The organism is Bradyrhizobium sp. UFLA03-84 (assembly GCF_002289535.1).
Classification (GTDB): domain Bacteria; phylum Pseudomonadota; class Alphaproteobacteria; order Rhizobiales; family Xanthobacteraceae; genus Bradyrhizobium; species Bradyrhizobium viridifuturi.
The window spans coordinates 1,257,006-1,278,355 of record NZ_NSJY01000014.1 but is presented as its reverse complement, the minus strand read 5'-3'; the positions used below and the strand labels follow the sequence as shown (position 1 = coordinate 1,278,355).

Annotated in this window: 25 protein-coding genes; 15 read left to right on the top strand and 10 right to left on the bottom strand. The window is 64.7% G+C overall.

Going from position 1 to position 21,350, the window contains the following annotated elements; genetic code table 11:
- Nucleotides 1-668 precede the first annotated feature (668 nt).
- The 5 genes from CK489_RS27610 (at nucleotide 669) to CK489_RS27590 (ending at nucleotide 4,209) form a co-directional block, all read left to right on the top strand.
- Nucleotides 669-923 (top strand): hypothetical protein, encoded by a 255-nt coding sequence (locus tag CK489_RS27610; RefSeq protein ID WP_050630805.1) that lies wholly within the window; start codon nucleotides 669-671, stop codon nucleotides 921-923.
- A 223-nt stretch (nucleotides 924-1,146) separates the two neighbouring features.
- Nucleotides 1,147-2,436: a hemolysin family protein gene (locus CK489_RS27605; RefSeq protein ID WP_095734477.1), complete on the top strand. Its 1,290-nt coding sequence runs from the start codon at nucleotides 1,147-1,149 to the stop codon at nucleotides 2,434-2,436.
- A gap of 121 nt (nucleotides 2,437-2,557) precedes the next feature.
- Nucleotides 2,558-3,157, top strand: a complete 600-nt coding sequence (locus tag CK489_RS27600; RefSeq protein WP_095734476.1) for a formyltransferase family protein — start codon at nucleotides 2,558-2,560, stop codon at nucleotides 3,155-3,157.
- A gap of 193 nt (nucleotides 3,158-3,350) precedes the next feature.
- Nucleotides 3,351-3,710 carry a hypothetical protein gene (locus CK489_RS27595; protein ID WP_245350513.1) on the top strand — a complete coding sequence of 120 codons (360 nt, stop codon included), beginning with the start codon at nucleotides 3,351-3,353 and terminating at the stop codon, nucleotides 3,708-3,710.
- The gene (locus tag CK489_RS27590) at nucleotides 3,655-4,209 is read left to right on the top strand and encodes a hypothetical protein (protein ID WP_050630808.1); all 555 of its coding nucleotides are present in this window, start codon (nucleotides 3,655-3,657) and stop codon (nucleotides 4,207-4,209) included. The genes CK489_RS27595 and CK489_RS27590 overlap by 56 nt, the downstream gene beginning before the upstream one ends.
- 90 nt (nucleotides 4,210-4,299) lie before the next feature.
- On the opposite strand, the gene CK489_RS27585 is transcribed toward CK489_RS27590, so the two are convergent.
- Nucleotides 4,300-4,698 (bottom strand): RidA family protein, encoded by a 399-nt coding sequence (locus CK489_RS27585; protein ID WP_095734475.1) that lies wholly within the window; start codon nucleotides 4,696-4,698, stop codon nucleotides 4,300-4,302.
- Between the two features lie 143 nt (nucleotides 4,699-4,841).
- On the opposite strand from CK489_RS27585, the gene CK489_RS27580 reads away from it, so the two are divergent.
- A complete protein-coding gene (locus CK489_RS27580; protein WP_095734474.1) occupies nucleotides 4,842-5,717 on the top strand; it encodes a DMT family transporter in 876 nt (291 codons plus the stop codon).
- Nucleotides 5,718-5,802: 85 nt separating this feature from the next.
- Here the strand turns inward: CK489_RS27580 and CK489_RS27575 are convergent, their stop codons facing one another.
- Nucleotides 5,803-6,042 (bottom strand): BrnA antitoxin family protein, encoded by a 240-nt coding sequence (locus tag CK489_RS27575; protein ID WP_029082626.1) that lies wholly within the window; start codon nucleotides 6,040-6,042, stop codon nucleotides 5,803-5,805.
- A gap of 18 nt (nucleotides 6,043-6,060) precedes the next feature.
- A complete protein-coding gene (gene cysK, locus CK489_RS27570) occupies nucleotides 6,061-7,035 on the bottom strand; it encodes a cysteine synthase A (RefSeq protein ID WP_050630811.1) in 975 nt (324 codons plus the stop codon).
- Nucleotides 7,036-7,277: 242 nt separating this feature from the next.
- Between cysK and CK489_RS27565 the strand changes: the two genes are divergently transcribed.
- Complete coding sequence (locus tag CK489_RS27565; RefSeq protein WP_050630812.1) at nucleotides 7,278-7,499, top strand: hypothetical protein; 222 nt, start codon at nucleotides 7,278-7,280, stop codon at nucleotides 7,497-7,499.
- A 9-nt stretch (nucleotides 7,500-7,508) separates the two neighbouring features.
- Here the strand turns inward: CK489_RS27565 and tgt are convergent, their stop codons facing one another.
- Nucleotides 7,509-8,642, bottom strand: coding sequence for a tRNA guanosine(34) transglycosylase Tgt (gene tgt / locus CK489_RS27560; protein WP_050630813.1), 1,134 nt, complete (start codon nucleotides 8,640-8,642; stop codon nucleotides 7,509-7,511).
- Nucleotides 8,643-8,909: 267 nt separating this feature from the next.
- Between tgt and CK489_RS27555 the strand changes: the two genes are divergently transcribed.
- From CK489_RS27555 to CK489_RS27540, 4 genes are all read left to right on the top strand, one after another.
- A complete protein-coding gene (locus CK489_RS27555; protein WP_050630814.1) occupies nucleotides 8,910-10,025 on the top strand; it encodes a patatin-like phospholipase family protein in 1,116 nt (371 codons plus the stop codon).
- Between the two features lie 96 nt (nucleotides 10,026-10,121).
- A complete protein-coding gene (locus CK489_RS27550; protein ID WP_095734473.1) occupies nucleotides 10,122-10,883 on the top strand; it encodes a TetR/AcrR family transcriptional regulator in 762 nt (253 codons plus the stop codon).
- 275 nt (nucleotides 10,884-11,158) lie between these two features.
- Nucleotides 11,159-11,776 carry a PepSY domain-containing protein gene (locus CK489_RS27545; protein WP_050630816.1) on the top strand — a complete coding sequence of 206 codons (618 nt, stop codon included), beginning with the start codon at nucleotides 11,159-11,161 and terminating at the stop codon, nucleotides 11,774-11,776.
- Nucleotides 11,777-12,105: 329 nt separating this feature from the next.
- A complete protein-coding gene (locus tag CK489_RS27540; protein ID WP_095734472.1) occupies nucleotides 12,106-13,143 on the top strand; it encodes an aspartate-semialdehyde dehydrogenase in 1,038 nt (345 codons plus the stop codon).
- A gap of 55 nt (nucleotides 13,144-13,198) precedes the next feature.
- On the opposite strand, the gene queA is transcribed toward CK489_RS27540, so the two are convergent.
- From queA to coaD, 5 genes are all read right to left on the bottom strand, one after another.
- Nucleotides 13,199-14,296 carry a tRNA preQ1(34) S-adenosylmethionine ribosyltransferase-isomerase QueA gene (queA, locus tag CK489_RS27535; protein WP_095734471.1) on the bottom strand — a complete coding sequence of 366 codons (1,098 nt, stop codon included), beginning with the start codon at nucleotides 14,294-14,296 and terminating at the stop codon, nucleotides 13,199-13,201.
- Nucleotides 14,297-14,433: 137 nt separating this feature from the next.
- On the bottom strand, nucleotides 14,434-14,898 hold the full coding sequence (locus CK489_RS27530; protein ID WP_016846097.1) for a peptidylprolyl isomerase: 465 nt from the start codon (nucleotides 14,896-14,898) through the stop codon (nucleotides 14,434-14,436).
- Entirely contained in the window at nucleotides 14,874-15,314 is a 441-nt protein-coding gene (locus CK489_RS27525) for a UCP034077 family protein (RefSeq protein WP_050630582.1), read from the bottom strand. Before CK489_RS27525 ends, CK489_RS27530 begins: the two co-directional genes overlap by 25 nt.
- Before the next feature lie 6 nt (nucleotides 15,315-15,320).
- A complete protein-coding gene (locus tag CK489_RS27520; protein WP_050630581.1) occupies nucleotides 15,321-15,884 on the bottom strand; it encodes a peptidylprolyl isomerase in 564 nt (187 codons plus the stop codon).
- 48 nt (nucleotides 15,885-15,932) lie between these two features.
- On the bottom strand, nucleotides 15,933-16,430 hold the full coding sequence (coaD, locus tag CK489_RS27515; protein WP_050630580.1) for a pantetheine-phosphate adenylyltransferase: 498 nt from the start codon (nucleotides 16,428-16,430) through the stop codon (nucleotides 15,933-15,935).
- A 267-nt stretch (nucleotides 16,431-16,697) separates the two neighbouring features.
- Here coaD and CK489_RS27510 point away from each other — a divergent pair, with 267 nt between their 5' ends.
- The 4 genes from CK489_RS27510 (at nucleotide 16,698) to CK489_RS27495 (ending at nucleotide 21,039) form a co-directional block, all read left to right on the top strand.
- Nucleotides 16,698-16,955 (top strand): hypothetical protein, encoded by a 258-nt coding sequence (locus CK489_RS27510; RefSeq protein ID WP_050630591.1) that lies wholly within the window; start codon nucleotides 16,698-16,700, stop codon nucleotides 16,953-16,955.
- A 204-nt stretch (nucleotides 16,956-17,159) separates the two neighbouring features.
- Complete coding sequence (locus tag CK489_RS27505; protein ID WP_050630590.1) at nucleotides 17,160-19,058, top strand: potassium transporter Kup; 1,899 nt, start codon at nucleotides 17,160-17,162, stop codon at nucleotides 19,056-19,058.
- A gap of 320 nt (nucleotides 19,059-19,378) precedes the next feature.
- Nucleotides 19,379-20,137, top strand: coding sequence for an SDR family oxidoreductase (locus tag CK489_RS27500; RefSeq protein WP_095734470.1), 759 nt, complete (start codon nucleotides 19,379-19,381; stop codon nucleotides 20,135-20,137).
- Nucleotides 20,134-21,039 carry a sigma-70 family RNA polymerase sigma factor gene (locus CK489_RS27495; protein WP_095734469.1) on the top strand — a complete coding sequence of 302 codons (906 nt, stop codon included), beginning with the start codon at nucleotides 20,134-20,136 and terminating at the stop codon, nucleotides 21,037-21,039. The genes CK489_RS27500 and CK489_RS27495 overlap by 4 nt, the downstream gene beginning before the upstream one ends.
- A 4-nt stretch (nucleotides 21,040-21,043) precedes the next feature.
- Here CK489_RS27495 and CK489_RS27490 read toward each other — a convergent pair whose 3' ends face one another.
- Nucleotides 21,044-21,322 carry a hypothetical protein gene (locus CK489_RS27490; protein ID WP_095734468.1) on the bottom strand — a complete coding sequence of 93 codons (279 nt, stop codon included), beginning with the start codon at nucleotides 21,320-21,322 and terminating at the stop codon, nucleotides 21,044-21,046.
- Nucleotides 21,323-21,350: the final 28 nt, after the last annotated feature.

Sequence of the window (21,350 nt, the reverse complement as noted above, 5' to 3'; positions counted from 1 at the left end):
ACGTGCAGCGCCAGCAATCGTTAAGAATTTGGCAACTACTTCGCGCAAGCCTCGATGGGGTGACGGCGCCGGCACCGGTAATCTTCCGGATTGCGTATCGAAGGCACTGCGCCGCAGCATCGCCATGCCGATGCGACTCGCATTTAGTTGATCGAATTTTCCGCGGAGCGCCGCGACATAAGGACATTGAACGACGAGGGCTACGCCCATGCTTTCTGAAAAGTTCTTTTTGGTTCTCGAGACATTGCTCAACGGTCAGACCCATTCCGACGGAAGCCCGCGCGTGGTGAGCACTTCGCCACACGTCCCGGTCAAGCTTCCGCGTGAAGGCAAGCCCGAAGGCAACCAGCCTCGCTAGGCCGCTCGCGGGCGGCAGGTGATCTTCCACCGCCCTCCGAATTCCCAATCGCCGCGACCATCACCCGCGGAAGCGAGGCGTTGCTCTCCGGTTCGCCGGCCGGATCGGTCGCCGTGACGTGCGAAGCCGACCGACGCCTCGCACGCGATTGCACCGGATTGCTGTGCACCGACTGGCACTGATGCCGGCGCCGGCACGCCTGCCGCATCCGATCTCCCCGCCATACGCGCGCGTGAAGCAACATAGCGCTAGGTGAAGCGACGCGAATCAGCGTTACTTTGCAACTGATCACTTCGTGGGATTTGGCTGCATGACCCAGCCCGGCGTGGATCAGAAGGTTTTGGACCAGAACATCCGTGAGCTGCAGGAATGGCTCCGCAACGCCTGGCAGCAGCTTGCGGACCCCACGCTCACCGCCTTCTCCCGCCGCGAGCTGCGCAACCAGATGAAGCAATGCAACGCCGATCTGCGCATGCAGTTGCAGGCCGCTTCCAGGCACATGCTGAGTCAGCCGGCCGCAGCGGGCAAGACATTCGCCAAGCCTGAGCTGCGGATCCTGGCCTAGAAGTCGCGGCGCTTTCGTCGCCAAGGCCGGAGCGTGCCGGCATTCACCGCCGCATCTCGTGTCACCAGCCCGCGTGCCAAAATGCCGCGATCTCCTGCTGCATGCGCGCCATACGCACCCTCTGCTTGTGCGGGGTCGCCCGACGAGGCACAGCAAAATCGCGCCGGTATGCCTATATTGGGCGTCGGAGCGCGGCCGACGCCGCCAAAGCTTAGGAACTCCCGTGATTTATCTGGAACTTGCGATCGTGGCGGTCTTGATCGTCGTCAACGGTCTGTTGTCGATGTCGGAGCTCGCGATCGTCTCCTCCCGTCCGGCGCGCCTTGCGGCGCTGGTCGAACGCGGCGTCAGCGGTTCGCGCCGCGCGCTTGCGCTGGCCTCCGATCCCGGAAAATTCCTCTCTACGGTGCAGATCGGGATCACGCTGATCGGCGTGCTGTCGGGCGCGTTTTCCGGTGCCACGCTCGGTCAGCGACTCTCGCAATGGCTGTTCGAGCTCGGGCTGTCTGCAAACGTCGCCGACGCTGCCGGCGTCGGCATCGTCGTCGGCGTGATCACCTATGCCTCGCTGATCGTCGGCGAGCTGGTGCCGAAGCAGATCGCGTTGCGTGACCCGGAGCAGATCGCCGTGCGGGTCGCCCCCGCGATGACCATGATGGCGCGGCTGTCGCTACCGCTGGTGTGGCTGCTCGACCGGTCCGGCAAGCTCTTGCTGTGGGTCCTCGGTCATCGCGAGGATGCGCAGGACCGCGTCAGCGAGGACGAGATCAAGACGCTGGTGGTGGAAGCCGAGAACGCCGGCGTGCTCGAGCCCGGCGAAAAGGAGATGATCGCCGGCGTGATGCGGCTCGGCGATCTTCCGGTCGGCGCCGTGATGACGCCGCGCCACGAAGTCAGCCTGATCGACCTCGCCGCCCCCGCACCGGAGATCCTGGCGACGCTGCAAAAGAGCAATCACTCGCGCTGCGTCGTGTTCGACGGCAACCGCGATCATGCGCTCGGCATCGTGCAGGCCAAGGACGTGCTCGACGTCTACCTCGCCGGCCAGACGCCCGACATCCGCGCGCTGACGCGTGATGCGCCGATCATTCCGGAGACCGTCGACGCCCGCGACGTGGTCGCGATCCTGCGCGACTCCGCGGTGCATATCGGCCTCGTGCACGACGAGTACGGCACCTTCCAGGGCGTCGTCACCAGCGCCGACATCCTCGAGGCGATCGTCGGCGCCTTCCATACCGAGGAAGGCCCGGCCGAGCCCTCCTATGTGAGGCGCGACGACGGCTCCTATCTGATCTCGGGCTGGATGCCGGCGCTCGAGTTCAGCGAGCTGCTCGGCATCGCGCTGCCCTCGCCGCGCCCCTACCAGACCGCGGCCGGTTTCCTGCTGCACGCGTTCGGAGCGATCCCCGACACCGGCGCGAAGACCACCGCGCAGGGCTGGGACTTCGAGATCGTCGATCTCGACGGCCGGCGCATCGACAAAGTTCTGGCGAGCAAACAGCCGGCGGCCTGAGATTTGCCACCCGGCGGTCCTGTTGATAAGCGGCAGGACAGCGAAACAGGCGGCCGTGGTGTGCTATCGGCATAGCAACCGCCTGAGCAATCCCTGAGTAAACCCCACGGAAGTGATCCCCATGCGCATTACCCTTGTCGGTTCCCGCCATTTCGGCGTGACGACCCTGAACATGCTGCGCGAGCACCACGTCACGCTGGTCAGGGTGGTGGTCCATGACGGCGAGGACCGGCTGGCGGCGGCGGCCAGGGCGGCCGGCATCGAAGTCGTGGTCCAGGCCGATCCGAAACTGGTGACAGCCGCCGAGATCGCGCCCGGAACCGACCTGATCGTGACTGCCCACAGCCACGCCCGCGTCAGCAAGGAGGCGCTTGCCGTGGCCAAGCTTGGCGGCATCGGCTACCACCCGTCGCTGCTGCCCCGCCATCGCGGCATCGCAGCGGTGGAATGGACCATCAAGGAAGGCGATCCGATCGCCGGCGGCAGCATCTATCATCTCGCCGACCGCATGGATGCCGGCGCCATCGCCGCGCAGGACTGGGTGTTCGTCAAGAAGGGCGAGACCGCACGCGAACTGTGGGAGCGCGCGCTCGCGCCGCTCGGCCTGCGTCTGCTCGGCGAGGTCATCGACTACGGCAAGGTCAACGGCGCACTGCCGGCCAAGCCGCAGGATGAGCAGTTTGCGACCAAGGCGCCCAATCTGAGCCCCGACAAACACTGATCCAGACGACGGTGTCAAAATACCAACAACTGAGGGCCAGGGATCAGATTCTTCGTTCCCGCCCCGGAACTGAATTCACCATGATGTGTTTGAGTTCACAGGAACATTCGGGGACTCCCGCGACGCAGCAAATTTTGAACACATTGTGACAGGATAAGCCGCGTCATCACACGAAATGACAGGGATTTGATTCATGCGTTCGATCCGCATTCGCGACCTGATTTTGGTCACTTCGGTCGCCGCGGCTGCTGCGCTCACCGTGGCTCCCGCTACCGCTCAGCAGCCCTATGACGGCCTTTGGAACGTCACTGTGGTCACCAAGACCGGCAGCTGCGAACCGTCGCAGAGCTCGACCGTGACGGTTGCTGAAGGAAAGATCTCGGCGCAGGGCGCGGCGATCTCCGGCACCGTCGGCAGTGGGGGTCTTGTGCGAGTCTCGATCAATGGTGCATATGCGAACGGACAACTCAGTGGCAACTCCGGATCGGGGAAGTGGAATGGGGCATCAGCTGGCGTACCGTGCAGCGGCCGATGGGAAGCATCCCGTCAGTAAGATCACCAGCGTATCGCGTTTCTTCGCCATCGCGCGGCGGCCCGCATTTGCAGCCGCCGCGTTTTTCGTGACTGCACTGGCTAGCAATGCTGGCCATGCGCAGTCCGCCCCGTTCGCCGGCATGGCGGGCACCTGGTCGGGCGCCGGTTCGGTCACCCTGGACGACGGATCCAGCGAGCGCATTCGCTGCCGTGCGACCTATCACGTCGGCGGCCCCAGGATGACCATGAACCTCACATGCGCTAGCGACGCCTACAAGTTCAACCTGGCGGCCGACGTGCAGGCTGAAGGCAGCGCGCTCACCGGCAATTGGAGCGAGGCGAGCCGCAATGTCAGCGGCGACCTGCGCGGTCGCGGCGGCGGCGGCAACTTCCAGGTCGTTGCCAGCGCCCCCGGCTTCAACGCCGACATCGCGATGCGCACCGCCGGCAACAAGCAGTCGGTCACGATCAGGGCCGACAGCCAGTTCCGCGGCGCCAACATCACACTGACCAAGTAATCCATCGATAGGCCAACGAAGAAGCCCTCGGGTCATCCCCGAGGGCTTTTTGTTGGCCGCATAGCGGCGATCGCTCACGCCTCAACGGCGCTAGGCGGCAGGCACGAACGCCGTGACCTCGATCTCGACCTTGGCGCGCTGATCGACCAGCCCGTCGATATAGAGCAGCGTGGACGGCGGGAAATTGCGCCCGAGTGTCTCCCTCCAGGCGGCACCAATGCCGGCGCCCGCGGCCTCGTATTCGCTGCGGCTGGTCAGGTACCAGGTCAGGCGGACGATGTGCTCGGGACCGGCTCCGGCTTCGTTCAGCAGCTTGATGATGCGCTTCAGCGCGGTGCCGACCTGCGCGGCCATCTCGGGCGCGTATTCGCCCTTCTCGTCCCCACCGGTCTGCCCGGCCAGCACGATCCATTTTCCCGGGGCGTCGAACGCGACACCGTGCGCGAAGCCGCGGGGTTTCGACCATTCGGCCGGTTGCAAGACACGCATGAGCAGATCCTCCTGATGTGATTATTCCGGTCCTGCTTAGCATCGATCGCGCGTCCGACGCATCACCACGTCGGCAGATTTGCGCGTTGCAAATTCGTATCAGCTCGCTGATACCGGGCGTCCCGTCGCACCTTGCCCCCGTCATGGATCGGACACCCTCAAAGACCCGCGCAGCGCTCTGGATGTCCGGTTGGCTCGCGCTGATGCTGATCGTGGCGGTGGCCGGCCGCGAGGCGACACGCGAGGTCAACGTCTTCCAGTTGATGGCCGTGCGCGGCGTGCTCGGTTTCGTGATGCTGTATCCGCTGATCCACCTCAATGGCGGGTTCGCGATCGTGAAGACCGAGCGCATCCACGTCCACGTCGCGCGCAATCTGATCCATTTCTGCGCGCAGCTCGGCTGGTTCTATGCGCTGACCTTGATCCCGATCGGCCAGGTGGTCGCGATCGAATTCACGATGCCGATCTGGACCGCGATCCTAGCGGCGAGCTTCCTCGGCGAGCGGATGACATCCTGGAAGATCGTCGCGATCGTGCTGGGGGTGATCGGCGTGGTCGTCATCGTCCGGCCGGCGACCGGTGCGATCAATCCGGGCCAGCTGATCGCGCTCGCCGCAGCGGTCGGCTTCGGCATCTCGGTCGCCGTGGTCAAGTCGCTGACGCGGACCGAGCAGACGCTGACGATCATGTTCTGGATGCTGGTGGTGCAGTCGCTCGCCAGCATCGGGCCCGCGCTCTATGTCTGGACCTGGCCGCCGCTCTCCACCTGGGGCTGGCTCGCCGTGATCGCATTCTGCGGCACGTTCTCGCACTACTGCATGGCGCGCGCCCTGCTCCACGCCGACGCGACCGTCGTGATCCCGATGGATTTCGTCCGCGTCCCGCTCACCGCGATCGCCGGGTGGCTGATCTATGCCGAGCAGCTCGACGCCTATACGGTGCTCGGCGCGGCCATGATCCTGGCCGGCAACCTGCTGAACCTGAAGCCGGGCGCGACAAGGCGAGCGCGCGCGAGCTGACGCTGCGTATCGCGACCTGCAATGCCGTTACGCGGTGATAGCAAGCAGCCCGGGGTTCATCCCGGGCTCCCTGCCGCAAAGCGGCTTACTTCCCGGCGGCCTTGCGCAACGCCGCGTTGATGCGGTCCTGCCAGCCGGGGCCGCCCTCCTGGAAATACTGCAGCACGTCCTGATCGATCCGCAGCGTGACCTGCTCCCGGACACCGGGGACGGCCACGGTCTTTGGCACCGCGTCAGCCACCTTGGTGGTGGCGCGTTTGAACGCCGCCTCGGCTTCGCTACGGGCATCGTTCAGGGTTCGCGGTCGCCTCGGCTGATCGGCCATATCCTGGATTCCTGTGTCTCAGATTCCTTCAAACAGCACTGTCGAGAGATAGCGCTCCGAGAATGACGGCACAATCGCCAGGATGGTCTTGCCCGCAGCTTCCGGCCGCTTGCCGATCTGCAAGGCGGCCGCGATCGCGGCACCCGACGAAATACCGCCGGGGATACCTTCGTTGCGCGCCAGCGCGCGCGCGGTCTCGATCGCAGTCGCGCTGTTGATCTTGACGATCTCGTCGATCACGGAGCGGTCGAGGATGTCAGGGATGAAGCCAGCCCCGATGCCCTGGATCTTGTGCGGCGTGTGCTGGCCGCCCGACAGCACCGGGCTCTCCTCCGGCTCCACGGCGACCACGCGCAACGACGGCTTGCGCGGCTTCAGCACCTGCCCGACGCCGGTGATGGTGCCGCCGGTGCCGACGCCGGCGACGAAATAATCGATGTTGCCGCCGGTGTCGTTCCAGATCTCCTCGGCGGTGGTGCGGCGATGGATTTCGGGATTGGCGAGGTTCTTGAACTGTTGCGGCATCACCGCGTTGGGCGTCGTGCGCACGAGCTCTTCGGCAGTCGCGATCGAACCCTTCATGCCCTGCGCCGCCGGCGTCAGCACGATCTCCGCGCCGAGGAAGGCGAGCATCCGCCGCCGCTCGATCGACATCGATTCCGGCATCACGAGCTTCAGCCGGTAGCCGCGCGATGCCGCGACATAGGCAAGCGCAATTCCGGTGTTGCCCGAGGTCGGCTCGATCAGCACGGTATCGGCGTTGATGATGCCGGCCTTCTCCATCGCCACGATCATCGCCGCCCCGATGCGATCCTTCACGCTGGCCGCCGGGTTGAAGTATTCCAGCTTGGCGAGGATCGTCGCGTTGACACCGTTCGCCTGCGGCAGTCTGCGCAGCCGCACGATCGGCGTCGAGCCGATCGCATCGACGATCGAGTCAAAGACGCGGCCGCGTCCGGGTTGCACTGCACTCGTTGTCGACGGCGCGTCCATCAGGCGGCTCCTTGTTGCGGGATGTACTGGAAATATGCGGTCTTCTCTCATGTGGAGCAGCGCGTCATGCCGCGCAAGTGAGAAACCGCTGCGACGCACGTTCGCTGCATCTTCGTTGCATCGCAAAATCAGAACCCGCACAAATAACGTAAAACCTACGCATTTGTGTTGCGACAAGGTCAAACAAATGGGTCTATATACACTTTCGTCAGGTGCAGCTTAGAACGCAAAGGGAGGCGCACATGCCAGCACTTGCTGAAGTTCTGTCGACCGTCGCGTCCAGGCCCGATCCGCGCGGTAGCGATTTGCCGACGTGTCCGGTGTGTGCTGACTCAATGGTCGCGGCGGAGGCGTCCGCTTACCTGTTCGACAATCTGATCAGCTATCTCTGGACCTGCGACAATTGCGGTTACGGGTTCGTGACCAAGCACTCGGTGAAACCGATCCCGATCGTGTGCAACTGATCACATAGCTCATCTCGGAGCGATGTCACCGCGCGCCCAACCGGCGCGCGTTTTCGTTTTGAAATCCTCGAACGTACCGTTTGCCACCGCATCGCGGATGCCCTGCATCAGTTCCTGGTAATAGGCGACGTTGATTTCGGACAGCAGCATTGCCCCAAGTGTTTCGCCCGCACGCACCAGATGGTGCAGATAGGCGCGCGAATAGTCGCGTGCCGCAGGCCACGGGCTCTCTTCATCGAGCGGGCGCGGATCGTCGATATGGCGGGCGTTGCGCAAATTGATCTGCCCGAACCGGGTGAACGCCATGCCGTGGCGTCCGTTCCGTGTCGGCATCACACAGTCGAACATGTCGATGCCGCGCGCCACCGCCTCCAGGATGTCCTCCGGCGTGCCGACGCCCATCAGATAGCGCGGCCGATCGACAGGCAGCGCCGGCGCGGTCTCTTCGATCATCGACAGCATCACCGCCTGCGGCTCGCCGACGGCCAGCCCGCCGATCGCGTAGCCGTGAAAGCCGATGTCCGTCAGCCCGCTCGCGCTGGCGCGACGGAGATCGGGGACATCGCCGCCCTGCACGATGCCGAACAGCATGTAGCCGTCGGGTGCGCTCTCGAAGGCGCGCTTGGAGCGTTCGGCCCAGCGCAGCGACAGTTGCATCGCACGCTCGACGTCGGCGCGCTCGGCCGGCAGCCGCACGCATTCATCCATCTGCATCGCGATGTCGGAGCCGAGCAGCCGCTGCACCTCGATCGAGCGCTCCGGCGACAGCTCGACCTTGGCGCCGTCGATATGCGAGCGGAAGGTCACGGCCTTCTCGGTCACCTTGCGCAGCTCCGAGAGTGACATCACCTGGAAGCCGCCGGAATCCGTCAGCATCGGGCCGCCCCAGCCGGTGAAGCGCTGCAGGCCGCCAAGCCCGGCAATGCGCTCGGCGCCCGGCCGCAGCATCAAATGATAGGTATTGCCGAGCACGATATCCGCGCCGGCGTCGCGCACCTCGCGCCAATGCATGCCCTTCATCGCACCGGCGGTGCCGACCGGCATGAAGGCGGGTGTCCGGACGGGGCCATGCGGCGTCGTCAGGCGCCCGGTGCGCGCGGCACCGTCGGTTGCCAGCAGCTCGAAATGATTGGGAAGATTCATGCGGCTGCTTATTGCGTGTCGCCGAAGCCCGATCAACCCGTCCGATAACGGCTTCCCCGCGACTTCGTGAACGCGAACGGCCCGACCAGCGCTTGCCCAGGAACAGAACGTCGGTTAAACAAAACGAAACCGTATCGTTTTATGTCAACAATATGGCGACCAACCTTCCCGCCGCGACTCCAATCCGCGCCAAACCAGACCGAGATGTTCTCCCTTTTCAGCGCCCGGCCTGACCGCGTCCGCCATCGGACGGCAACAGCTCATGCGATGCGGCAACTGGCCCTGCTGTGCGGGCTCGCCTTCACCCTTGCGGCCTGCAGCTCGCTGCCGCGGACGCCCTACACGGCTGCCGACGCCGTCAATTCGCGGGTGCTCGATCTCGACGGCCTGCGCCGCTATGCCGACGAGCCGGCATCCAAATTCCGGCTCGAGAAGGACAACATCGCCCCGATCAAGACCTATCTCGCCCTCTCCGGCGGCGGCGCCGACGGCGCCTATGGCGTAGGTGTGCTCAACGGCTGGACCGCAGCGGGCAACCGTCCGAGCTTCTCGGTCGTCTCCGGCGTCAGCACCGGTGGCCTGATTGCACCATTTGCCTTCCTCGGCTCGCGCTATGACGAGACGCTGAAGGAGGTCTACACGTCAGGCATCGCCGAAAGCCTGCTGGACGATCCGAGCCTGATGCGGGTGCTGTTCGGCTCCGGCCTGTTCGGCAACAAGCGGCTGCGCGAGCTGGTGGCGCGCTACGTCGGCGACGACATCCTGAGCGAGGTGGCGCGCGAGAACGCCAAGGGCCGAAAGCTGCTGATCGTCACCACCGATCTCGACACCCAGCGCACCGTGATCTGGGACATGGGACGGATCGCAGCCGTCGGCACGCCCGAGGCGCTGCAGCTGTTTCGCGACGTGATGGCGGCCTCCGCCAGCATCCCGCTGGTGTTTCCGCCGATCATGATCGACGCCGAGGGCCAAGGCCGGCGCTTCCAGGAGATGCATGTCGACGGCGGCGTGACCGCACCGGTGCTGACGCTGCCGGACGCGCTGATGTTCCGCGAGCGTGCCTGGCCCGCCAATGGCCGCATGAATATCTACATCCTCGTCAACAAGAAGCTCGAGGGCAATTTCCAGCTGGTGTCGAATTCGACGATCGACGTCGCCTCGCGCAGCATTTCCGCGATCACGCAGGCGCAGACCCGCTCCGTCATTCTGTCCACCTATGATTTCGCCCGGCGCAACCGCCTCGGCTTCCATCTGTCCTATATCGAGCGCGACTACCCGGCCGCGGAAACCCAGGGCTTCGACACCGGCTATATGCGCGCGCTTTACCAGTACGGCTACGACAAGGCCGCCGCCGGGCACGCCTGGACCGCGACGCCGCCCTGAGCGGCCTGCCCCGGGTACCGCCGAATGGACGAATCCGCACTGCGCGGGTTATAGACCGGACGGACCCGTCCGACGCACAACGAGATGAATGGGCAAATGGGATTGACGGCTACCAGGGCCAAGGCGGCCAACAAGGCGGCCAAACGCGGCGTGATCAAGTCACGTGGCGGGCGGCCGACCCGGGACGCTGCGATCGAGCGCGACCAGCGGCTGATCGAGGTCGCCACCCGCCTGTTCCTCGAGCGCGGCTTCGATGCGACGTCGATCGATGCGGTGGCCGAGGCCGCCCGCGTCAGCAAGCCCACTGTCTATGGCCAATATGGCGACAAGCGCGGCCTGTTCACGGCGGTGCTCCGGCGCGAGATTGCGCGCTGGCTCGCCCCGCTCGCCGCCGCCGCGGCCGAAGCGCGGGGCGACGGCAACTGCGATGGCTCGGCCGAAGAACGGCTGATCGAGCTCGGCCGACAGCTGCTGGTGCTCAATTGCAGCGCCGACTCGATCGCCTTCAGCCGGATCCTGACCGCACAGGCGATCAACTTCCCCGAGGTCGCCAAGCTCGCCGTCGACGAGGGCTGGTCGAAGGCCGTGTCCACGACCGCCGATTTCTTCGACCATCTGGCCGAAAAGGGCGTGCTCGATCTCGAGGACACCACGATCGCGGCCGAGACCTTCCTCAACATGGTGGTCGGCCACACCCACCGGATGGCGACGTTCGGGATCCCGATCGACATGAAGGCGGCCGAGACGCGGATGGAGGTCTCGATCCGGCTGTTCCTGGCCGGCGCAGTCGGGCCGCGGGACCGGCTGCACGACACGGCCAGGGAGGCCAGCAAGGCGCGCCGCCGGCCGGCGCGCTGACACTTTCGCAGGATCGATTCATCGCCTTACACGTTGCCGTGATGAGTCTTGAATAAACAGAACGAAACCGTATTGTTTAGTTGCAAAGAGACGCGGGACCTAGTTCAGCCCCCAACGGTTTTGTGTCGCCTTGTAGACTTCGATCGTCACGACGGAGCAGCCGCCATCGCTTCGTCTGAACGTTCGGCGGCCGACCTCTGACTAACGGGGGTCGGCCGCATCTTCTCTGCCTAGTTCTCTGCCTGGGGCGGCGGTTCGACGCGACGGATGCGACCATGACGACGGGACGACTACACGCACTGCGGCGTTGGGCATTCGGAACGGGGCTGCTTGCAGCCGTCGCGCTGGCCCTTCCCTTGGCGTCGCCGGCCCATGCGGTCACGAGCTCGGCGGCCGCGGCTCTCACTCCGCCCGACAATGACAGCGCGTTCGACATGCACGCGGTTCGGCGCGAGCTCGACAGCTTCCAGTCCGCCCAGATCTCGCTGCGCAAGGCGATGGCGATCGCCGAGGCGCTGCACGCCGGCTCGATCACCGCCGACATCAGCTTCGACGGCGCATCGTTTCCCGCGGTGTACCGGGTCAAGACCATGCAGCAGGACCGGATCTGGCGGCACGCCATCGACGCCGCAACCGGCGAAGTGGTGGGTGGCGAGGCCGCCTCGCCGCTGACGTCGCTCGACGCCGAAGACCGCGGCAACCTCATGGTGCTGAGGGCGCTCCGCCACCGCCTCGCCGATGCGGTGCGGGTTGCCGAACACACCACGTCGGGCAAGGCGATCAGCGGCGGCCTGATGCGCGACCGCGGCAAGCTCAATTTCGTCATCGTGGTGCTCACCGGCAGCGATCTGAAAGAGGTGATCCTGGAGCCGCCGGGCGCGCGCAGGCGCTGAGACCGGCTACGCTGCCAGGTTTTCTCTCGCCAGGTTTTCTCCGGCCAAGGTTTTTCCCTGCCAGATTTTCGCCCAAAAGCCGTTGACGGACGCCGATCTGTCCCGCATAAGTCGCCACCATGATCACCGCGACCAAACGCACCACCAAAACCACTGAGCTCTCCGGGGCCTCGGGAGGCGTGCGCGCGTAGTCGGTCGAACCGCATCATCTCTACCCGAAGCCCCGCCTGATGAAGGTCCGGGGCTTTTTTATTGCCTGCAGCACAACAGCATGATCCGGAAAAGTGGGAACCGGTTTTCCGATCAGATCATGCTCAACCGAGACTCGAATGGAGGACAAAGTGAGTAACGATCCCATCGTCGCGATTGTCGGCGTCACCGGCGCAGTCGGCGCCGAATTCATCGCCACCATGGACAAGCGCGGCTTCCGCGTCGGCAAGCTGAAGGCGCTGGCGAGCGCCCGTTCGGCCGGCAAGACCATCGGCTTCCGCGGCAAGCCGGTCGTGATCGAGGAACTGACCGAGCGCGCCTTCGAGGGCGTCGACATCGCGCTGTTCTCGGCCGGCAGCGGCATCTCGAAGAAGTTCGCGCCTCTTGCAGTGAAGTCCGGCGCTGTCGTGGTCGACAATTCCTCGGCGTTCCGGATGGACCCGAACGTGCCGCTGGTGATCCCCGAGATCAACGCCAATCGCATCCGCGATCACAAGGGCATCATCGCCAACCCGAACTGCGCCGCCATCACCGCGCTGGTGCCGCTGTGGCCGATCCACCAGAAGAACCGCATCAAGCGCGTGATCATCTCGACCTACCAGGCCGCGAGCGGCGCGGGAGCCGCCGCGATGGAGGAACTCGTCGAATCCACCCGCGCCAACCTCAACGGGCAGGTCTACACCCCGAAGGTGATGCCGCACCCCTACGCCTTCAACCTGTTCAATCACAACACGGCGGTCGATCCGGAGACCGGCTACAACGACGAAGAGACCAAGGTCATCAAGGAGACCCGCAAGATCTTCGAGGACGAGAAGATCGCGATCGGCGTCACCTGCGTGCGGGTGCCGGTGCTGCGCGCGCATTGCGAGGCGATCACCTTCGAATGCGAGAGGCCGATCACCGAGGACCAGGTCCGCGCCATCATGGCGCAGGCACCGGGCGTCAAGATCGTCGACGACCGCGCCAAGAACTACTTCCCGATGCCGATCGACGCTTCCGGCCAGGACGACGTGCTGGTCGGCCGCATCCGCAAGGATCTCAGCGATCCCAGCGGGCATTCGATCTCGATGTTCGTCGCCGCCGATCAGTTGCTCAAGGGCGCTGCGCTGAACGCGGTGCAGATCGCGGAGCTATTGCCCGAACGCGCGATGGCGTGAGGGGCTTGTCGGGTTCGAGGGTGGGTTCGGCGAAGCCGTTACCCACCCTGCGCCGCTACAGGTCTAAGTCTCCGCGCGGCTCACGCGCCCGAAACAACAGGCACGCATCGCCGTACGAATAGAACCGGTAGCCGTCCCTGATCGCATGCGCGTAGGCGTTCTGCATGGTCTCGAGGCCTGAGAAGGCCGAGACCAGCATGAACAGCGTCGAGCGCGGCAGGTGGAAATTGGTCAGCAGGATATCGACCGCGCGGAAGCGATAGCCCGGCGTGATGAAGATCGAGGTTTCCGAGTCGAACGGCTGGACCTTGCCGTCCGGTGTCGTCGCACTCTCCAGCAGCCGCAGCGACGTGGTGCCGATCGCGACGATCCGGCCCCCCTTTGCGCGCGCGGCATTCAGGGCCGCTGCAGTCTCGGCGGTGATGCGGCCCCACTCGGCATGCATCTTGTGCTCGGAGGTTTCGTCCACCTTCACCGGCAGGAACGTCCCTGCCCCGACATGCAGCGTCAGCCGATGCAGCGTGACGCCGCGATCGCGCAGCGCGGCTTCCAGCGCCGGCGTGAAATGCAGCCCCGCCGTCGGCGCCGCCACCGCGCCCTCATTGGCGGCGAACATGGTCTGGTAGTCGCTGACGTCCTGGTCGTCGGGCGTGCGCTTGGAGGCGATGTAGGGCGGCAGCGGCGTGGCGCCGACATCCGCGATGGCCTGGTCGAGCACCGGGCCATGGAACGAGAATGACAGCGTCACCTCGCCCTCCTGCCCCTTGGCCTCGACCTCCGCATCGAGATTGCCGAGCAGGCAGACCTTGCCCTCATTGCCGAAGCGGATGGTGTCGCCCGGCGCGAGCTTCTTCGCCGGCTTCACCAGCGCCTGCCAGCGCGAGCCGTCGAGCCGCTTGATCAAGGTCGCCTCGATCTTGGGCTCGGTCTCGCGGCCGATGCGGCGGCCCTTGAGCTGTGCCGCGATCACCTTGGTGTCGTTGACGACGATCTGATCGCCCGGCTCCAGCCAGTGCGGCAGGTCGGCAATGGTGGCGTCGCGCAGCACGCCGTCCGGATGCACCACCAGCATCCGCGCGGCATCGCGCGGGCTCGCGGGCCGGAGCGCGATGCTCTCGGGCGGCAGGTCGAAATCGAAGAGATCGGTGCGCATGGCATACCCGCCACGAGGTTCCGGGGCGATGCGCAGCATCGAACCCGGAACCTCGAGATTGCGGCGCGAGATTCTCGGTGCGCAATTGCGCACCTGAGGGTTCACGCTCCGCGTGCCCCGGAATGACGCCGAGTGACTTACGCCGCGTCGGCGGCCATGCGCGCCTTGACGATCTTGTCCGGATCCTTGACCGGCTCGCCGCGCTTGATCTTGTCGACGTTCTCCATGCCCTCGGTGACCTTGCCCCAGACCGTGTACTGGCCGTTGAGGAAGGAGGCGTCGTCGAAGCAGATGAAGAACTGGCTGTCGCCGGAATCCGGGTTGGCGGCGCGGGCCATCGAGGCGGTGCCGCGGACATGCGGCTCCTTGTTGAACTCGGCCTTCAGCTTCTTGCCGGAGCCGCCCATGCCGGTGCCCTGCGGGCAGCCGGTCTGCGCCATGAAGCCGTCGATCACGCGGTGAAACACGATGCCGTCGTAGAAGCCCTCGCGCACCAGCTCCTTGATCCGCGCGACGTGACCGGGTGCGAGATCCGGACGCATCTCGATCGTGACCGGGCCCTGGGTGGTTTCGAGGATCAGAGTATTTTCGGTAGCAGCCATGCTCGCTTCTCCTGGCTTCGGGGTGGATATTTCTTATTCCTGAACGGGATCGCGAATGGGCGGCCAGCCACTGCACCGCCCAGGCTCTCGGAAAATGGCATCGGCGTGCAGCGTTGCAACGCCTCCATCACCGCGACCCGGTACGCAATCCGGTCGTTGTCGGTCGCTTCCTGCGATTCATAGCTGATCCTGGGATGTCCGAGGATCGCGCCCTCGCGGTTGAAGCTGACAATGACGGTAATGTCGATCGGGCCTGCCTTGTCCGGCGGCGGCGGTCGCCAGCAGCGGTGGATCGCAAGTACAACGTCCCTGATCGAATTGAGTTGCTCCGGCTCGGCCGCCGCCGCTCCGGACAGCGCGAGCCATGCCACGAGCGGCGCGGCGAACCAGGCGAGTGGCTTGCTGCGCGCCGCCATCGCGGATCACTTGATGTCGGATGCGACCTGCACCTTCACCATCTTGTCGGGATCGGTGACGGCGCCGCCGGGGGAGCCCGCGGACGCCTTCTTCAGCTTGTCGACCACATCCATGCCCGACACCACCTCGCCGACTACGGTGTATTGCCCGTTCAGGCTCGGCCCGTCGGCGAACATGATGAAGAACTGCGAATTGGCGCTGTCGACGCTGTCGCCGCGCCGGGCCATGCCGACGATGCCGCGCTTGAACGGGACCTGCGAGAATTCCTGCTTCAGGTTCGGATATTTCGAGCCGCCGGTGCCGTTGAAGTTCTGGCCGTCGCCGGTCTGCGCCATGAAGCCGTCCATCACGCGATGGAACGGCACGTTGTTGTAGAAGCCCTCGCGCGCCAGCTGCTTGATGCGCTCGGCATGCTTCGGCGCGATGTCGGTGCGCAGCTTGATGACGATGCGGCCCTTGGTGCTGTCGATCACGATCGCATTGGCCTTGTCGAGATTGGCGGGCAGCGGCTGCGCGACCGCGGGCACGACGCAGAGCAGCGCGGCAACGAATGCAAGAATGCGGATCATGGAAACTCCGGATCTCTGTAACGTTCGGGATGTGGCAGGCCGCCGGGATCAGCCGGCGAACTTGGCCTTCAGGCTAGCGGCGACTGATGACGGCACGAATGCAGAGAAGTCGCCGCCCATCTGGGCGATTTGGCGCACCAGTGTGGCGGTGATCGGGCGGACCGCGACCGACGCCGGAACGAACACGGTATGCACCTCGGGCGCCATGGCCTCGTTCATGCCGGCCAGCTGCATCTCGTAGTCGAGATCGGTGCCGTCGCGCAGGCCGCGAATCATCAGTGTCGCCTTGGCCGCGCGCGCCGCCGCGACCGTGAGGTTGTCATAGGTCGCGCTTTCGAAGGCGCAGCCCGCCTTCTGGGCGATGGGGCCGAACACCTCATGGACCATGGCCAGCCGTTCCTCGGTGGAGAACAGCGGCTTCTTGCCGGGATGAACGCCGATGGCGACGATGAGGCGGTCGCAGAGGAAGACGGCCTGTCTCACCACGTCCAGATGGCCGTTGGTGACGGGATCGAAGGAGCCGGGATAGATCGCGATACGGGACATGGTCCCTCCTAACCCGCCCGGCTCGCCCCGGCAAGCCGCCCGGGTTCCCTCGACCGCGCGAAATAAATTCCGGCTCGCCCAGTGAACGAGTCCTGGGATGCCAGCGTCTACGAGGGTGAATGTTTCGTCGGCCGCTGGCGGACGAAACAAAGCCGGCCTGCGACGAAACCATTTTCGACCCTGGCGAAGACACCAGGAAACGCACGGCCGGTAGACATTGGACAACGAAACGACGGGCCCGGGGGGCTCGTTCATATGGGGACCGTCATGATCAAGGCACTTTCCGCTATCGCCGTTGCCGCGTTCATTGCCGCCGCGCTGACCGTTCTGCCGGGCTTTGCGCCGCAGGTCGAAGCCTCCACCCCGCAGCCGCTGGCCAAGGCGGACCGTCTCGATATCCACCCGGTCGGCAAGGACTGCTCGCAGCAGGCCTGGCCGAACTTCGAGGCCTCCTGCCTGCGCAGCGCCGGCAACAAGACGGTGGTCCGCGAGGCCCGTCTCGTCACTGCCGACCGCACCCCGTAGAACAAATTTCCAGGCGAGACGGATAACGGTTCGCGCGGAGACCGCGCGCAGCAACAAATCGTTCAGCCTCGCGTAAGGTCAGGCTGTCACGCAAATCCCATGGTAATTTGCGACGTCCCGTCGCAGACTATCGTCTAACGCGCCCGACCGGGTGATCCGGCGGGTGCTAGCCATCGGGGGATTGCCGTGACCAGTACACCCGCCATCGTTTCTTCCGGCCATCCTCCAAGCAGTCCGATCCCGGTTGCCGTCACATTGGGTGCCCTGGGCGTTGTCTATGGCGACATCGGCACCAGCCCCCTCTACGCGCTGAAGGAAGCTGCCAAGGCCGCCGCGCATGGGGGTCCACTCACCCAGAGCGCAGTGCTCGGCGTGGTCTCGTTGATCCTGTGGGCGCTGATCCTCATCATATCAGTCAAATACGCCATGCTGATCCTGCGCGCGGATAACCGCGGCGAAGGCGGCATCGTCGCGCTGCTGGCGCTGCTCTCGGCGCGCAATGCGGCGCCCGGCACCTGGCGCTCCCATCTTCTGGTGGTCGGCCTGATCGGCGCCGCCCTGCTCTATGGCGACGGCGCGATCACGCCGGCAATTTCGGTGCTGTCGGCGATCGAAGGTCTGAAGGTTGACGCGCCCTCACTGACGCCGGCGGTGGTGCCGCTCACCGTCGTGATCCTCATCGGCCTGTTCTTCATGCAGAAGCAGGGCACGGGCTTCATCGGCAAGATCTTCGGGCCGGTGATGCTGTTCTGGTTCGCCGTACTCGCGGCGCTCGGCATTCATGGCATCGTCAAGGCGCCCGGCGTGCTAGTCGCGCTGAGCCCGTTCTATGCGTTCGATTTCCTGATCCACCAGGACTTCCACGTCAGCTTCGCCATTCTCGGCGCCGCATTCCTCGCCGTTACCGGCGGCGAGGCGATGTATGCCGACATGGGGCATTTCGGCCGCTTCCCGATCCGGCTGGCCTGGTTCGCGATCTGCCTGCCCGCGCTGGTGCTGAATTATTTCGGCCAGGCCGGCGAACTGATCAACGACCCGAACTCGATCGACAACCCGTTCTTCCAGCTTGCCCCGGACTGGGCGCATTACCCGCTCGTGCTGCTCGCGACCCTCGCCACCGTGATCGCCTCGCAGGCCATCATCTCCGGCGTGTTCTCGCTGACCCAGCAATCGATCCAGCTGGGCTTTCTGCCGCGGATGCACATCCAGCACACCACGAGCGATGCGATCGGACAGATCTACGTGCCGCTGGTGAACTGGCTGCTCGCGGCGGGAACGCTCGGCGCGGTGCTCGCCTTCGGCACCTCGGACGCACTCGCCGGCGCCTACGGCATCGCGGTGTCGCTGCTGATGGCGATCACCACGCTGCTCGCCGCGCTGGTCGCGATCCAATGGGGCTATTCGCCGATCCTCGTGATCGCGGTGAACGGCTTCTTCTTCATCATCGACGCGATCTTCTTTGCGGCAAACACCGAGAAACTGTTCGAAGGCGGCTGGTTCCCGCTGCTACTCGCCGCTGCGGTGGCGTTCCTGATGATGACCTGGCGCGGCGGCGTGAAGCTGGTCGAGAAGGCACGCGCCAAGCTGCGACAGCCCGAAGAGGATCTGATCGAGACCGCGGTCAACAAATGCAGCGCCCGCCTGCCCGGCACCGCCGTGTTCCTGGCATCGGCCCCCAGGGGAGTGCCGCTCGCGCTGACTCAATTCGTCAAGCACAATCACGTGCTGCATGAGCGCGTGCTGCTGGTCACCGTGCAGATCGAGGAGCTGCCACGCATCTCCGACGAGGACCGCGCCGAGGTCATGGAGATCAGCCCAGGCATCACCCGCATCATCCTGCACTATGGCTTCATGCAGTACCCGACGATCTATGAGGGGCTGCAGCTCACCTGCCGGCAGGGCAAGCTCCCTGGCATCGACCTCTCCGATGTGACCTATTACATCGGCCGCGAGACCATCATCCCGCGCGAGGACGTCCCGGGCATGTGGGTGTGGCGGGAATCGCTGTTCGCGTTCCTGCAGCGCAACGCCGAGCGCTCCGCAGCCTTCTTCGGCGTGCCGACCGGCCAGGTCGTGGAGTTCGGCACGGAGATCGAGATTTAGCACCGGACGCATGTGAGCAGTTCATTGGAGCCGGCGGCGCATGCGCTGCCGCCTCCGGACCAACGCCTGGCCAGGGCGGAACGTGACACTCGGTCTCGCCGCGATGCTGTTGTGGCCGGCCTTCACGTCGCTTTCCTACTGCTGACATTCTAAGCGCCATGTCACCCAGAAGAGGCGCGCTCATCCTGGGCCACAACTGGCTTTCGCGCGTCCCACGATCCGCCACTTCAGCTCAAACGCTGGAGCTCTGGTGCTATTAGTTCTGACTCTTTTCGGTGGTCTCGATCGTCTTGGCTTCATACGGACATGGGAGCCAGCAGATGAGCCTCGAGAAAAAAGTCGCAGTCGTCACCGGTGGGAGCCGCGGTCTCGGCCTAGGCCTGGTCGAAGCGCTTGTTGCCGAAGGCGCGAAAGTCACGGTCGTTGCACGCGGAACGGACTCGCTCAAGGCCGTCCGCGACCGGCTTGGCGTAGCAACGATCTCGGCGGACGTGACCGATCGCGCCGCCGCCAATCGCATCCTCTCCGACATCAAGCCGGATATTCTGGCGCTCAACGCCGGCATCACGCCGCCGATGGGCCGACTGGATCAATTGAGCTGGGAGGATTTTTCCGCCGTTTGGGAAACGGACGTCAAGGCGGGCCTGTTCTGGCTTCAGGCCGCCCTCAATCTCCCGATGAAGCCGGGCAGCACGGTTCTCGTGGGATCGAGCGGCGCCGCTGTCACGGGATCGCAGATGTCGGGCGGTTACGGCGGTTCCAAGCGAATGCTATGGTTCATGGCCAAGTATGCCAACGGTATTTCGCAGGAGCTCAATCTCGGCATCCGCTTTCAGGCCATCGTGCCACGGCAGATGATCCTCGGGACCGGGATCGGAGATGCCGCTGCCGGTGCCTATGCGGGCTCGATGGGGATTACGCCGGAACAGTTCGTCGCGCGCTTCGGCGCCCCCATGCCGCCCCGGAAATTCGGTGATCTGGTGATTTCAATTTTGAAGGAGCAGCAATTCGCCGACGGCATCGTGTTCGGACTCAACGGCGATGCCGGCGTGACCGTGATGGAGGGAGCGGCAGCTTGACCGGCGGTGAAGACCATTCGAGCACCAATCGGTGGGTCGCGCTTCTCGCACTCGCTGAGGAATTGCGGCCCGAGCTGCACCGCTATTGTTCGCGTCTGGTGGGCTCGGTGATCGAGGGCGAGGACGTCGTCCAGGACACCTTCGCCAAGGCCTTCGTCGCCCTGGAAGCAATGACCGAATTGCCCCAACTTCGCGCGTGGCTATTCCGTATCGCTCATAACCGTGCCCTCGATGTCTTGCGCAGCAAGGTCATTCGCGCGGCCGAGCCGATCGAGGCGGCGTACGACGTTGTCGACGGAGCAAGCCCTGATCCTGTGGAGCAGTTGATGCATCAGGAAGCGGTGCGGACAGCGGTATCGCGCTTTGCGGAGCTGCCAATTCTGCAACGCAGTGTGATCATCCTGAAGGATGTCCTCGATGAGCCCCTCGCCGACATAGCCTCGCTGCTCGATCTCAGCGTCGATGCCGTGAAGGCGCATCTTGCGCGGGGGCGTTCGCGCCTTCGTGAGATCAATGCAGCCGCACCCCGGCCGCCGGACGCAAGATCGCCCTCCGCAGCGGTCATGCGGTATGTCACCCTGTTCAACCAGAAGGATTGGGACGGGTTGCGCGCGATGCTGGCGGATGACGTGAAACTCAATCAATCGGCTCACGCCGTGCGGACAGGACGGACGGACGTCGGGATGTTCTTCAGCATCTACGCGAAACATGACCGGGTGCGGCTGGCACCCGCCTGGCTGGAGGGCCGCGAAGTTATTGCGGTGTTCGAGGACGGCATGGAGACCAAGCCGAGCTACTTCATGTGGCTCGAGTGGCGCGGCGACGAAATTACGTTCATCCGCGACTACCGGTACGTCCGCTACATCATGGCGGACGCGGAGCTCACAGTCTCAACGACGTGACTTATTACATTGGCAGCGAAACCATCATCCCGCGCGAAGACGTTCCGGGCATGCATTGGTTCAGCAAGATATCTCGGCAAAAATAGAACGCGATCTCTTTGACGATTTTTGCATCCACCTGGTTCATTGCTCCGGACCGTGCGGATTCCAGTTCGGCCAAGATACCTTTGGCCGGGACATCATGCCTCGCCACCAGTGAAAGCAGACGGACCTTTACGATTTGATCCGCCACATAGGTGTCGATCAAACGTCGGAGATGCGAACGCAGTTCATCGACGGTCATCGGAACAGAACCATGAGCCGTTGCTGTA